The 12078-nt window shown below is 58.4% G+C and carries 10 protein-coding genes; 8 read left to right on the top strand and 2 right to left on the bottom strand.

Annotated features, from left to right (window positions below; translation table 11 throughout):
- Nucleotides 1-133: 133 nt before the first annotated feature.
- The 7 genes from JNN07_15915 to JNN07_15885 all read left to right on the top strand — a co-directional run bounded on the left by JNN07_15915 (nucleotide 134) and on the right by JNN07_15885 (nucleotide 8497).
- Nucleotides 134-958 carry a 3-methyl-2-oxobutanoate hydroxymethyltransferase gene (locus JNN07_15915; protein MBL9169227.1) on the top strand — a complete coding sequence of 275 codons (825 nt, stop codon included), beginning with the start codon at nucleotides 134-136 and terminating at the stop codon, nucleotides 956-958.
- 347 nt (nucleotides 959-1305) lie between these two features.
- Nucleotides 1306-2688, top strand: coding sequence for a cytochrome B6 (locus JNN07_15910; protein ID MBL9169226.1), 1383 nt, complete (start codon nucleotides 1306-1308; stop codon nucleotides 2686-2688).
- A gap of 42 nt (nucleotides 2689-2730) precedes the next feature.
- On the top strand, nucleotides 2731-3738 hold the full coding sequence (coxB, locus tag JNN07_15905) for a cytochrome c oxidase subunit II (protein ID MBL9169225.1): 1008 nt from the start codon (nucleotides 2731-2733) through the stop codon (nucleotides 3736-3738).
- Complete coding sequence (gene ctaD, locus JNN07_15900; GenBank protein MBL9169224.1) at nucleotides 3735-6284, top strand: cytochrome c oxidase subunit I; 2550 nt, start codon at nucleotides 3735-3737, stop codon at nucleotides 6282-6284. Before coxB ends, ctaD begins: the two co-directional genes overlap by 4 nt.
- Before the next feature lie 10 nt (nucleotides 6285-6294).
- Entirely contained in the window at nucleotides 6295-6651 is a 357-nt protein-coding gene (locus JNN07_15895) for a hypothetical protein (GenBank protein MBL9169223.1), read from the top strand.
- An 11-nt stretch (nucleotides 6652-6662) separates the two neighbouring features.
- The gene (locus tag JNN07_15890; protein MBL9169222.1) at nucleotides 6663-7343 is read left to right on the top strand and encodes a cytochrome c oxidase assembly protein; all 681 of its coding nucleotides are present in this window, start codon (nucleotides 6663-6665) and stop codon (nucleotides 7341-7343) included.
- The gene (locus tag JNN07_15885; protein MBL9169221.1) at nucleotides 7340-8497 is read left to right on the top strand and encodes a c-type cytochrome; all 1158 of its coding nucleotides are present in this window, start codon (nucleotides 7340-7342) and stop codon (nucleotides 8495-8497) included. The genes JNN07_15890 and JNN07_15885 overlap by 4 nt, the downstream gene beginning before the upstream one ends.
- Before the next feature lie 21 nt (nucleotides 8498-8518).
- Here JNN07_15885 and JNN07_15880 read toward each other — a convergent pair whose 3' ends face one another.
- Both JNN07_15880 and JNN07_15875 read right to left on the bottom strand, forming a co-directional pair.
- Entirely contained in the window at nucleotides 8519-8926 is a 408-nt protein-coding gene (locus tag JNN07_15880) for a hypothetical protein (GenBank protein MBL9169220.1), read from the bottom strand.
- A gap of 510 nt (nucleotides 8927-9436) precedes the next feature.
- Entirely contained in the window at nucleotides 9437-10228 is a 792-nt protein-coding gene (locus JNN07_15875; GenBank protein ID MBL9169219.1) for a PEP-CTERM sorting domain-containing protein, read from the bottom strand.
- 106 nt (nucleotides 10229-10334) lie between these two features.
- On the opposite strand from JNN07_15875, the gene JNN07_15870 reads away from it, so the two are divergent.
- Nucleotides 10335-11927 carry a sulfotransferase gene (locus JNN07_15870; protein ID MBL9169218.1) on the top strand — a complete coding sequence of 531 codons (1593 nt, stop codon included), beginning with the start codon at nucleotides 10335-10337 and terminating at the stop codon, nucleotides 11925-11927.
- The last annotated feature ends 151 nt before the right edge of the window (nucleotides 11928-12078 follow it).

Below are 12078 nucleotides of genomic sequence, written 5' to 3'. Positions count from 1 at the left end.
TGTCTAGTGCCCATTTTTGAGGTAAAGACGAGGGCACGACACCGCTGTCCCTTCACGCCACAGCATTCCCCTGAGAATCGAGGGCCAGCGTTTCCGACTTGAAGGGCTTCGATCCCAGCGACACTCTCGCGGCATGCTTCGATCCCGCAAAAAATACACCGTCTATGACCTGCGACAGCTCAAGGGCAAACGATGCTTGATCCATGTGCACGTGAAGTCCCCGGAGGAAGCTGCGGCTGCTGAGGCGGCCGGGATTGACCTTCTCAGCTGCAGCTTTGACTCGCCGGCCTCCCAGGCTCGACTCCCCCTCCTGTCCGCCGCAGCACCGAATAGCTTTCTCTCGGGAGCAACGCCGCACGGGCTCGCCTCACCAGAGGAAGCCATCCGCGTTGGGTTCAAAGCGTTGGAACTGGGCGCCAGCTCTGTGTATTGCTCCGCCAGTCCACACATCATCGAAGCGATGGCACGCGAAGGCATCCCCGTCGTGGGACACCTGGGCATGGTTCCTCGACACGCGACTTGGACGAACGTCCGCGCGATTGGGAAATCTCCTACCGAAGCCAAAGCACTCTACGACCAGATGAAGCGCCTCGAGAGCGCCGGCGCCTACGCGGCCGAACTCGAGCTAGTCCCCCATTCGCTGGCGTCTTACCTCAGCAAGAACACCTCCTTGATCCTCATGTCGCTCGGCTCTGGTAGCGGCTGCGACTCTCAATTCCTCTTCTCCGATGACATTCTCGGTGACTACGACGAGCGGATCCCCCGCCACGCCAAGGCCTATCGCAACTTCCTCAAAGAATTCCAGCGCCTCCAGGATGAACGGATCGCCGCGTTTCGCGAATATGCCGAAGACGTCCGAACCGGACGATTCCCGGAATCTGGCCATTTGGTCGAGATGACGCCGGCAGCGCTGGATGAAGCGATAGGACTGATCGAGCGAGGGCGGGCTGCCCAGTAGGCCAGTCCATTTCAGAGTGATGAGGTGGTCCGTTCAATTTCTTCCCAATCCGTGCCATCCGCGAAATCCGTGGTTTCATTCTCCTTTTTAAGCTAAAGGTTCTGACGGTCCACGCTGCTGCCAAGCCCGGGCGCTTCGAAAGGCGCATGCGCTCCAGCCATCCCCCAGGAGGCAAATTGCACACGTCGGCTCCCGAGGCCGTGCAAACTGCCCACAAAACACGCGTCTACGCGCACAGGAGCTGGGTTTAAGCTGGCAGTAAACGTGCTAAAAGTATCCACCCCTGCCACCACAAACTCGGATCGCGAGTCAGGAATAGGCTCGGGGAACACGAACACACGGCACTTATGAAAACGTCCCCTTTTTGGAGCCTGCTTCTCTTCGTCCCCATCCTGGCTCGGTTGAGCTTCGGCGCCGAGCCGCCACCGTCCAGCTACCTTCCGGTTCAGCCCCGAGAAACCTTCCCCGAAACCATGACCCGAATGAAGGCAGAGAAGCAGGCGATTATGGAAAAGCACATGACACTGCTCAACCAGCGATACGATTTGGCGAACCAACCGGCGGCTGGAGCGACCATGACGATGGGGAAAGCGGTTCAGCAAGGGGTTCGTGTGAAGCTAAAGGCGGGCACCACCTGGGAGGGTCTCGCCGGAGCCACCGAGCCTGAGATACTGGATCAAGGCTTGTTCCCTGAAGGGTTCCTGCCACTGCCCCACCCCCACCACGCCGAGGGTGGCATGGTCTTTCCAAAGTTCCACATTGAGGAGTTGAAGAAGCAAGAAGGGCGGGATCTGACCCGGTTCGACCTGGATTTTGACATTCCCGACCACCTATTGCCGGAGTTTCCGCCACCGATTTTCCTAACCACAAGGCCGGATCTGGGGGATGTCTCTCAGGGTAAGCTTGTCACGTTGGACAATTTTTTCGAGCTCTTCAACGGGATCCTCAATCCGAAACAGCTGGAAGGATTGAGGCTTCTGGTAACCCCGTTTCCTCAGCAGCAGTTCAATGCCACGGATGACCGTCGTACCGAGCGTCCTCATCGAGGCGTTAGCTGCCTGGACTGCCACGCCAACGGTCATGCGAACGGCGCCACCCATCTCGCTGGCGATGTCAGGCCACAGGAGTTTAGGCATCGCATCAAAACCCCCACCCTGCGGGGAGTGAATGTGCAAAGGCTGTTTGGTTCCCAACGAGCGCTAAAATCGGTGGAAGACTTTACGGAGTTCGAACAGCGGGCGGCGTATTTCGATGGAGATCCGGTAATCGCAACCAAGAAAGGCGTCAACATTCTGGAGCGTGGCAGTCAAGTGCACTTCATGGCGGAGTTCCAGGCACTGTTGGATTTTCCTCCCGCTCCGAAACTAGGCATCACCGGCAAACTGATTCCGGCCCTGGCGAGCGAATCTGAACTGCGGGGCCAGGAGATCTTCTTCGGCAAGGGGCAATGTGCTACGTGCCATCAGCCACCCTATTATACCGATAACCTGATGCATAACCTCCGAGCCGAGCGCTTTTACAAACCCAAACTCGTGAATGGAGCGATGGCTAGCGCGGACGGACCGATCAAGACTTTTCCACTGCGCGGGATCAAAGACTCGCCCCCCTACCTGCACGACGGACGTCTACTGACGCTCGAGGACAGCGTCGAGTTCTTTAACCTGATTTTGGGAACGCGTCTCATCACTCAAGAAAAAGCCGATTTGGTAGCGTTTCTCCGCGCGCTCTAGCCCGATGCCCCTGAGCACGGGGCAGCTGGACACTTTCATACCATGGACAGGCTCTCGCTCTATCCCGCGGCGGCGATCCTCCGGGTGCTGTTGGGGGGCACTGGGGTGCCCCTGGATCCCATGGAAAAGCAGTCCACCTTGCATCCCGCAGGGCGCGAAGCGGACCTAATCGCTGAGCTGTTCTGGTGGATGGTCGGAGGTGGCCTGGTGATTTGGGCAGGTTTTATTTACCTCCTCATTTACTCTGCTCGCCAGCGCGAGACGCCCTTAACCGAGCGCTGGGGGCTTTGCCTCATCGTCATCGGGGGTGTGGTGATTCCCAGCTTGGTGCTTTCCGGCCTCCTTGTCTATGGGCTTAAAATGATGCCCAAACTCTTGTCCCCGGCACCCCCCGGAAGCCGAAAGGTCGAAGTGTTCGGCGAGCTGTGGTGGTGGAGGTTCCGTTACCATCATGCCAGTGGGGCCACGGTCGAGGTAGCTAACGAGCTTCATCTTCCGGTGCATGAACCGGTGGAACTGGAATTATTTAGCTCGAATGTGATCCACTCATTCTGGATCCCCTCCCTAGGCGGGAAACGAGACCTGATTCCGGGAAGGGTCACTCGCCTCACCCTAACCCCCACCAAGCCAGGAGTGTTCGACGGTCAGTGCGCCGAGTATTGTGGAACCGCTCATGCTCTCATGAAAATCCGAGTGGTCATCCACGAGCGGGAGGCTTTTGATCGATGGCTGGAGCATCAGGCCGAGGACTCCAATCACGTCCTCACCCCGCATGCGAACCTCGGGCGAGAACTTTTTCTAGCGAATGGTTGCGGGGCCTGCCATCAGGTTCGTGGCACTACCGCCCGAGGCTCCATCGGCCCCGACCTAACTCATTTCGCGAGCCGTCAAACGATTGCCGCAGGAACCGCGCCGAACGATTCCGCATCCTTGCAGAAATGGCTGGCCCACCCCCAACTCCCGAAGCCGGGGGCCGACATGCCGGCCTACGGGATGCTGCCCCACGAGGAACTCCAGGCCATCGCGGCCTATCTCCAGGAGCTCAGATGAGTGACACCACTCCATCCGAAACAGCGGTGCCACGGGCCTATCCCGAGGTGCCGGACGCGGTTCAAAAGGCGCAGGAGGTTCGCCTTCGCGAGGCGTGGAAGCCTCCCTCGGGATGGAGATATTGGTCCGCGGTCAACAACACGATTGTGGGTCTGTGGTATGTGGTGCTTACGTTCCTCTTTTTTATCTTCGGAGGAATGCTCGCCCTCCTGATGCGCATCCAACTGGCTCGCCCCTCGAACACCTTCCTCGATGCCGACACCTACAATCAAGTGTTCACGGTCCACGGCTCCGTGATGATGTTTCTGTTCGCCATCCCGATCTTTGAATCTCTGGCGATTCTTTTTCTGCCGCAGATGCTCGGTGCTCGCGACCTCCCCTTTCCGCGGATATCCGCGTTTGGATTTTGGTGCTTCCTTCTCGGTGGATTGTTTTTGTGCGGTTCCCTGTTCTTCGATGCGGCACCTCGGGGAGGCTGGTTCATGTATCCACCGCTGTCGTCCAGCTACCAGCCAGGCGTTGGCGCCGACATCTGGCTGCTGGGGTTCTCGTTCATCGAGCTCGCGGCCATCGCGGCCGCCGTCGAACTCATCGTGGGGGTCTTGAAATGCCGTCCTCCAGGGATGCGCATTAACCTCATCCCCTTGTACGCATGGTATGTTCTCGTGGCCGCCGTCATGGTGATCTTCGCCTTCCCACCCCTCATCGCCGGCAGCCTACTGCTCGAGATCGAGCGCGCCTTCAACTGGCCGTTTTTTGATCCGACCCGCGGCGGAGATCCGCTTCTCTGGCAGCACCTGTTTTGGCTGTTCGGCCATCCGGAGGTTTACATCATCTTCCTGCCTTCGGTCGCGCTCCTAGCCATGATCGTTCCAACAGTCGCGCGACGCCCGATCGTTGGTTACAGCTGGGTCGTGCTCTCGGCAGTGGGCACCGGCTTTTTGAGCTTCGGACTCTGGGTGCATCATATGTTCACCACCGGGTTGCCAAGTTTGTCCTTGGCCCTATTCTCAGCCGCCTCCCAAGCAGTTGCCATTCCCACGGGCATCCAGCTCTTCTGTTTCCTGGCAACGTTGGCGGCCGGCCGCCGAGTTCCGTCCCTACCCATACTGTGGGTCTTTGGCAGCCTCGCCATTTTCGTGGCAGGCGGTTTGACCGGGGTGATGCTGGCTTTAGTGCCCTTCAATCTCCAGGCACACGACACCTTCTTCGTGGTGGGCCATTTTCACTATGTGCTGATCGGGGGAGCACTTTTCCCGATCGTGGCAGGCTGCTACTACTTCTATCCGCTCATCCACGGCAAACACCTATCCGTACGCATGGGCAAAATTGCCTTCTGGCTGACGTTCACCGGCTTCAACCTCACGTTTTTTCCCATGCACATCCTGGGGCTTCGAGGAATGCCACGACGGATATTCACCTACCCAGTCGAGACAGGATGGGACAGCCTTAATCTTTTATGCACCGTGGGGGCCTTCATTCTAGCGATGGGACTGGGGGTCTTTTTTTGGGATTTGTTCCGCCCCAAAGGTGGCCAGCCCAACGCCGACCGCAACCCCTGGAGTGCGGGCTCGCTCGAATGGTTAAGCACCATGCCAGGTCCGAACTATGGTGTGCGCTGCATCCCGAGCATCGACAGCCGCAATCCCCTGTGGGACCAGCCGGAGTTCATCCGCCACTATGACGAGGGAAGATTCTTTCTGCCGGACGCGGAGGAGGGAAAGCGCGAGACGTTGGTGACCACGGTGCTCGAAGCTCAGCCACTGCAGTGCCTTAGGCTGCCAGGCCCGAGCTTCCTGCCATTCTGGTCCGCGCTCACAATCGGGGGAATGTTCATTTTCGGCACCTTCCACTGGTGGTGGCTGGCAGCCGCCAGTGGCATCGCTGGACTGATCGTGACGATGATTTGGCTCTGGACGGGAACCGCGATCATTCCCGAGAAATCAGCCAAGGAGGCTGCGCCTGGCATCGCCGTTCCGCTCTACGCTTCGGGAAGTGCATCGGTCGGATGGTGGGCTATGTGCATCGTGATGCTAGCTGACCTAACCGCCTTCGTATGTCTGGTCTTTGGATATTTTTTCTTCTGGACCGTCCATCACGATTTCCCGCCCGCACCGAGCTCGCTCCTCTGCTCTCAATGGATGGCGGGCGGCGGAGTGCTCACATTGGGCTCTTGGGCATTGACCTTGATGTCGCATCGCTGCAACCGAAGGAACAACGCACACTCCTTTTATCTCACTCTCATCCTGGCGGCAGGACTGGCTTTGGCGGGCGGTATGGCAATGCTATTCGGCCCCTGGAGGACTGGTCTTGATCCGCAGACGCATGTCTACCCCGCCATCGTTTGGGCACTCGCGATCTGGACAGTCGTTCATATCGGCCTGGGCGTGGTGATGCAGCTGTACTGCTTGGCCCGACGATGGGCAGGACGCATGACAGCTCAGCACGACATCGATTTGTGTAATGTCGTTCTCTACTGGCACTTCACCTTGCTCATGGCAGTGATCACGGGCGCGCTGGTAGGCGGTTTCCCCTTGCTCCGGTGAACCAAAAGCTATGAAAGCAATGGTCGGATTCATTCCCGGCAACCTCTGGATCCTCCTGGCTCCTCCGGCAATTTGGGGCGGTCACTTCTTGTTGTGCTATCTCACGGCTGCGATCTGGCATGCCAAAAAATCAGAGCCGTGGGAGTCGTTCGACAGCCTCCGAATCGCCTTGGCAATTGGCACAGTCGCAGCGTGGGCGATTCTCGGCGTTCTTGGTCGACTCAGCTGGCATCACCACCGGTCCGCCTCTATGGAGCAGCCGACGGTTCGGTTCCTTTGCTTTCTGACTCTTCTGCTTACGGTTATCAGCGCCGTCGCGGTTTTCTATTCTGCCCTGGTCCTGATTCTAATTCCTATCCGAGCCTAAGTCGTAGCCGCATGAAACCCACCACCACTCCTCAACTCGCCGGCCGGGGGTATCCCCAAGGATCCAAACTCGCGCTGGTGGTGGCGGGCCTCATCGTCCTGACGGCGACATGGACCGTGCCGCATGGATTGCTCCACAACCACGGGTTTTCTATCCACATGACGCTACACATGCTGCTAGTTGCCGTCGCGGCTCCCCTGTTGAGCCTTGGGTTGGCCGCCACGGCGATGGATCCCGTCCGTCGCTTCCCTCGCTTATTTTCACCCATTCCGGCATCGGCGGTGGAGTTCCTGGCGGTTTGGGCCTGGCACACCCCCGGCCTGCATCATCTCGCGCGACATTCCTCGGCGCTGTGGATTGTTGAACAGTCTTCCTTCCTCATTACGGGTCTATGGCTCTGGCTCGCCGCGTTTGGAGGGGATGCAACCCGACGGGCCACCCGAAGCGCGGAAGGAATTATCGGGCTGCTCTTGACTTCCATGCACATGACGTTGCTCGGAGCCCTGGTGGCATTGACCCCACGTCCGCTCTATGCCTCCCCTCACCCCGAGGCCGGAGCGCCCTTGGCCGATCAGCAACTGGGAGGAGTCATCATGCTCCTGATTGGGGGGATTGCCTATCTGGTCGGGGCCTTATGGCTAACACGGCAGCTGCTTCACTCTAAAACGTCATCATGTCCGGGGGGCCTATGAACATTTTTCGCTTTATCCTCACCAAACCAAGACCCTGGGGAGTAAGTCTGCTCGTCTTATCGGGTGGGCTCCTTGCGATCGGGGGAGCAGTAGGTTGGTCAGGACTTGTTCCGATCGCTGCGAGTGCCGGGCATTGGCCGATCACTCGATGGATTCTCCAGCGGGCCAAAGAGCGTTCCGTCGACACACATTCGCTAGGAATTCAGCCTCCCCCGTTGACGGGGACGTCCCTCATCCGGAAGGGGGCTGCCCATTACGAAACCGGCTGTCGCCCGTGTCACGGTGCGCCCGGTTCGGATCGACCTCGGATTGCCCTGGCCATGATGCCCCCGCCACCCGATCTGTCATTGAGAACCACTTCCTGGGAGCCCCAGCACCTGTTTTACATAGTGAAGCATGGCATTAAATTTACCGGAATGCCCTCCTGGCCCAGCCCAGGACGCGACGATGAAGTCTGGGCTCTGGTTGCGTTCCTTCAGCAGCTCCCGGAACTTGACTCGCGGGCCTACGAGAAGCTCGCCCAGGGATCGGATGCCGGGGCGGGAACCGCCCCCACTCAACCCTCGCTGGCCGCTCCGGCCCTGGGTTTGGATTCGGGCCTCCTCGCCAGCTGCAACCGGTGTCACGGTCGCGACGGGCTGAGCAGGCACGACGAGGCGTTTCCGCGCATCGCCGGTCAGCAGCCGGCTTACCTGCGTGGCGCTTTACGGGGATATGCCACGGGTCAAAGACCTAGTGGGATTATGGGACCTGTTGCCTCCGCCCTGGATTACGAGCAACTGACCGCGCTGGCGATTCACTTCTCCCAACTGGAGGCAACAGTGGTTCGAGTCCAGAATGACTCAAGCTTGGCAATTGAGCGAGGTCGCAACATCGCAATGTTCGGCATCGCCAGCCAGCGAGTTCCGGCGTGCGTGGAATGTCACGGACTTGCGGAAGGTCCACGCAACCCAGCTTATCCGAGACTGGCAGGTCAGCATGCGGACTACCTCTTGCTTCAGTTGGAGTTGTTTCGGGACGAGCGTCGGGGGGGTAGCAAGTACTCACATCTCATGCGATTCGTCGCGGGGCGATTGACGCGAGAACAGGCCGAGGAGGTTGCCAACTATTTCGCCTCCTTGCCGTGGCAAGGATTTAACGAGAGTCCACCTTGAACACCAGTAGCGAAAACCGGGCTAGCGGCAGCGCATCAGACCGTAGTCAATACGGGTCAGTCCGGGCTTGTAGAGAAAACTGAACTTCGATTGGCAGGTCGCACTCTGAAAGACAATCTCCACGACGCCATTCACTCCGCCAGCCTTCTTGATCACGGCAGTCCATCCGGGTTCAGGCGTCACATCCAAGATCGTGGTGACGATCTTGAATTGGCCGCTCACGGTGACATTGTCCATTCGCAGAGAAACTGTACCCGCGTAGTCCAGACCGTCGGAAGTATAGGCGACATGGTCGGTAAAATACACCGTGTCACCATCCACGACCCATTCTGCGCGCAGGGAGAACGGGAGGAATGACAAAAGGCAGAACATGAAACAGGCCAGGGTCGCTTGAGAGAGGCTTCGAATCGGAGATGCTGTAGTAATCATAGGGGTAGTAAGTCTCATTGACGTTGTTGGTGATTGGAATTTCGGAACACGTCGGATCCTAAGCAGGGCAGGTACCAGCTTAGACTGCATCCGCCAACAGAGGAGAAAACGGCCTATTTGTTCAGCAAAACCAATAGCCTGGGTCCACTGGCTGCTTCGACTCGGAATCTGTTGGAAGGCTGAGGCCAACTCCGTTTGGGCGATGCGGCCCAGGCCTGGGCCGCATCGCCCATCTCCTAGGAGTGAGAGAACCGCCAGCGCTCAGGCAGCAAGCATCGAAGGCTGAAGCTATTGAGTTAGCCCGCAGGGAGGGAGGAGAAAGCGGGAGAAGGTGTTAGGCCGCGGTCTCAGCAAGTTGCGTGGAGATGGGGATCAGGCCTTCAAAGTGACGGCGGATAGCGCCAAGGAGCACTATCCGCCGTAATAGCCGTCGAAACTAACCTCGCTTAGGGGGAGCGAGCTGGATCGTAGGACCGCTGACTGCAGCGGTCTCAGCCGAGTTAGACTGAACTAGCGCGTTCGGCGTCGGAATAGCAGGCCAGCCAGGCCGAGCCCGACCAGTGAAAGGGTTCCAGGTTCAGGCACCGGAACCACCACGACACCATACATGTTCTGTCCTGCGTTATCGGCCTGGAACAAAGTGAAGCTACCCGCATCAACCTCCTTCTTGTAGACCGAATACCATTGGTTGATCGTGCCGTCGGCGCCCTCGTCGATCGCCACTTCGTCCGCCACGCTCGCGTTGCCAAAACGGTTGAGGCCGTTCAACGAAGGCATCCAACCCTGATCGAGAATCCACTGCATGTGAGTGGCATCGAAGGTTGGGGGATTGGCATTGTTCGCATCACTGAGACGATTGTCGATGAGCATGTAAACCGTCGAGGCAGTCCCCACCGTAACGTCCAAGCGATAGCTGGCGTTGTCACGATTGTCGTTGCCGGAGAGGATATATTCCTGACCAACCAAGTAGGCGGGAATCGCGAGTGCCGCGCCGCCCGCGGTACCCGGATCATCGATGAATCGGTGGTTCCGATCTACAAAGGCGGGAGCAAGGCTGCCAAAGGTGCCTGCAGTATAGGAGCTGTCAACCGTCGCGCCGGGGACGGGCTCATTGGCGATGCTGACCTTCCAGGTCTGACCAGTCCACTTGGCAGCGATGGTATCAGTCGCTTCGTTATCACCACCGGTCTCAACGACATTTAGGATAGTTCCGGCCGAAAGGGAGGAAACCGTGCTGACGAGGGAAACCGCCAGCATCGATCCCATCCAGGACAAGTTTCTTTTGGATTGGGTTACGATCATAGTACAACTGGGTTGATTATTCTGGGACTATTGGGTCAGCGGCCAGAATAGCCAGAAGAGCCCTTCCAATGCAATTCTGAATTTGATTCAATCGCGCCCAATCGACATGGCCAGCCAACAACATCGTTCTTCCGGCAAGAAGCCTTCGGCACGCGGGCAAGCCCCGGTAATCCCCGGGTTGGGCTCCGATCTGCCGGAGCTTCAGAAAGCCCGCGCACTCTGGCAGCTGAATCGTTTCGATGAGGCGCTCGAGGAGTTCGATCGAGCGGTTCGACGCTGTCCACAAAACCTCGTCGCTCTGGTCGATGCCAGCCGAGCCTTCGGGGCTCGGTTTGAAATCGCTCGGGCTGAGGAGCTTCTGGATCGATTAGTTCAGGCCGCGGCTCGCAAAGCTGAGATCCTCCACCTAGCTGCTCAGAGCTACCGCATGATCTTCCGGCCGGAAAAGGCCATCGAGTGCTTCCAGCGAGCGCTCACCCTGCGCCAGGATATCCCGGATGCGTGGCTGGAACTTTCGGTGCTCTATGAGCGTCGTCACCGGCTCGAAGAGGCAATCGCCTGCACCGAGGACTGCCTGAAGTTCGCGCCGGATTACCTGGAGGCGCGTCTGATCAAGGCCCGCTTGCTGCGTCGACGCAAGGACGAGGCGGGATCGGAATCCATTCTCCGAGAGCTGGCTCACAATGCCCAAGCCCACCCTCAAATAAGGGCTCAAGCTTGGGCGGACATCGCCCAGCTGCAAGATCGCGCCGGCGACTATGAGATGGCCATGGAATCCATGCTGCAATGCAAGGCATTGCTGCTGCCACATGAGGGGGGCATTCGCAGGGAATCAGAGGCGGTGGTTCGCATCCTAAGCACTCTGGCGGAGTCGGTGACGCGCGAAGATTTAATTCGGTGGGCGGAGACAACTCGCTCGCTCGAACCTCAACGGGTGGCGCTGCTGACGAGTTTTCCCAGATCGGGAACCACCCTGTTGGAACAAGTTCTGGACAGCCATCCAGATCTGGTGAGCTCGGACGAACGCGAACTGTTCGCTCGCGACATCTTTCCCGCGATGTGGATGAGCCCTGTCCAGCGAGAGCCCTCCCTTGCCACTCTGAATGCTCTCCCTGAACAACGGCTTCTAACGCTCCGGGAACGCTATCTGCGATCCATGTCGGCTGCCCTCAACCAGCCCATCGGCAACCGGATTCACCTGGATAAGAATCCATCTTTCACCCTGCTCATACCCTCCTTGCTTCGGTTGTTCCCGGAGATGCAACTCCTCATCGCCTTGCGCGACCCGCGCGACGTGGTCCTGAGCTGCTTCATGCAATACCTGCCGCTGAACACGAATAGCGTTTGCTACCTGTCGCTCGAGCGAACCGTCAACCGCTATTCCATCGATATGGGGGTCTGGCTGAAGTTGCGGGAAAAGCTTCCCGGGAAGTGGTTGGAAGTGCGTTACGAGGATGCCGTCAAAAACCTGGAGCAGGAGGCACGGCGCAGCGTCGACTTCCTGGGATTGACCTGGGATCCGCAAGTTATGGCCTATCGAGATCGCTTGAAGGATAAGGCCGTTAGCTCGCCCACCTACGAGGCGGTGAGCAAGCCTTTGTACACCAGTTCCATCGAGCGATGGAGGCATTACGAAAGACATTTTGCCCCCTTGCTCGATCAGCTTCAGCCGTTTGTTAAGGCTTTTGGATATACCTAAAGTCCTACGGCTCCAAACAGTTGCCGCAGCACGCCTCATACCGCAATTTCCCCCAACCCAAGAGTCTTAACTTGCAGATCAGCTGTTTTTGGCGGAATGTCATCACTATCAGCTCCCGTGTAGCCCTTAGCCATGAAACGCATAGGCCTGT

The organism is Verrucomicrobiales bacterium (assembly GCA_016793885.1).
GTDB lineage: Bacteria > Verrucomicrobiota > Verrucomicrobiia > Limisphaerales > UBA11320 > UBA11320.
This window is presented reverse-complemented; position numbering and strand designations above follow the sequence as displayed.

What these genes read in the sequence shown, in the direction of transcription:
- JNN07_15880 (MBL9169220.1), bottom strand. Translation starts at nt 8,926, where the DNA reads ATGATTACTACAGCATCTCCGATTCGAAGCCTCTCTCAAGCGACCCTG.
- JNN07_15910 (MBL9169226.1), top strand. Translation starts at nt 1,306, where the DNA reads ATGAAAACGTCCCCTTTTTGGAGCCTGCTTCTCTTCGTCCCCATCCTG.
- coxB (MBL9169225.1), top strand. Translation starts at nt 2,731, where the DNA reads ATGGACAGGCTCTCGCTCTATCCCGCGGCGGCGATCCTCCGGGTGCTG.
- JNN07_15875 (MBL9169219.1), bottom strand. Translation starts at nt 10,228, where the DNA reads ATGATCGTAACCCAATCCAAAAGAAACTTGTCCTGGATGGGATCGATG.
- ctaD (MBL9169224.1), top strand. Translation starts at nt 3,735, where the DNA reads ATGAGTGACACCACTCCATCCGAAACAGCGGTGCCACGGGCCTATCCC.
- JNN07_15895 (MBL9169223.1), top strand. Translation starts at nt 6,295, where the DNA reads ATGAAAGCAATGGTCGGATTCATTCCCGGCAACCTCTGGATCCTCCTG.
- JNN07_15885 (MBL9169221.1), top strand. Translation starts at nt 7,340, where the DNA reads ATGAACATTTTTCGCTTTATCCTCACCAAACCAAGACCCTGGGGAGTA.
- JNN07_15915 (MBL9169227.1), top strand. Translation starts at nt 134, where the DNA reads ATGCTTCGATCCCGCAAAAAATACACCGTCTATGACCTGCGACAGCTC.
- JNN07_15890 (MBL9169222.1), top strand. Translation starts at nt 6,663, where the DNA reads ATGAAACCCACCACCACTCCTCAACTCGCCGGCCGGGGGTATCCCCAA.
- JNN07_15870 (MBL9169218.1), top strand. Translation starts at nt 10,335, where the DNA reads ATGGCCAGCCAACAACATCGTTCTTCCGGCAAGAAGCCTTCGGCACGC.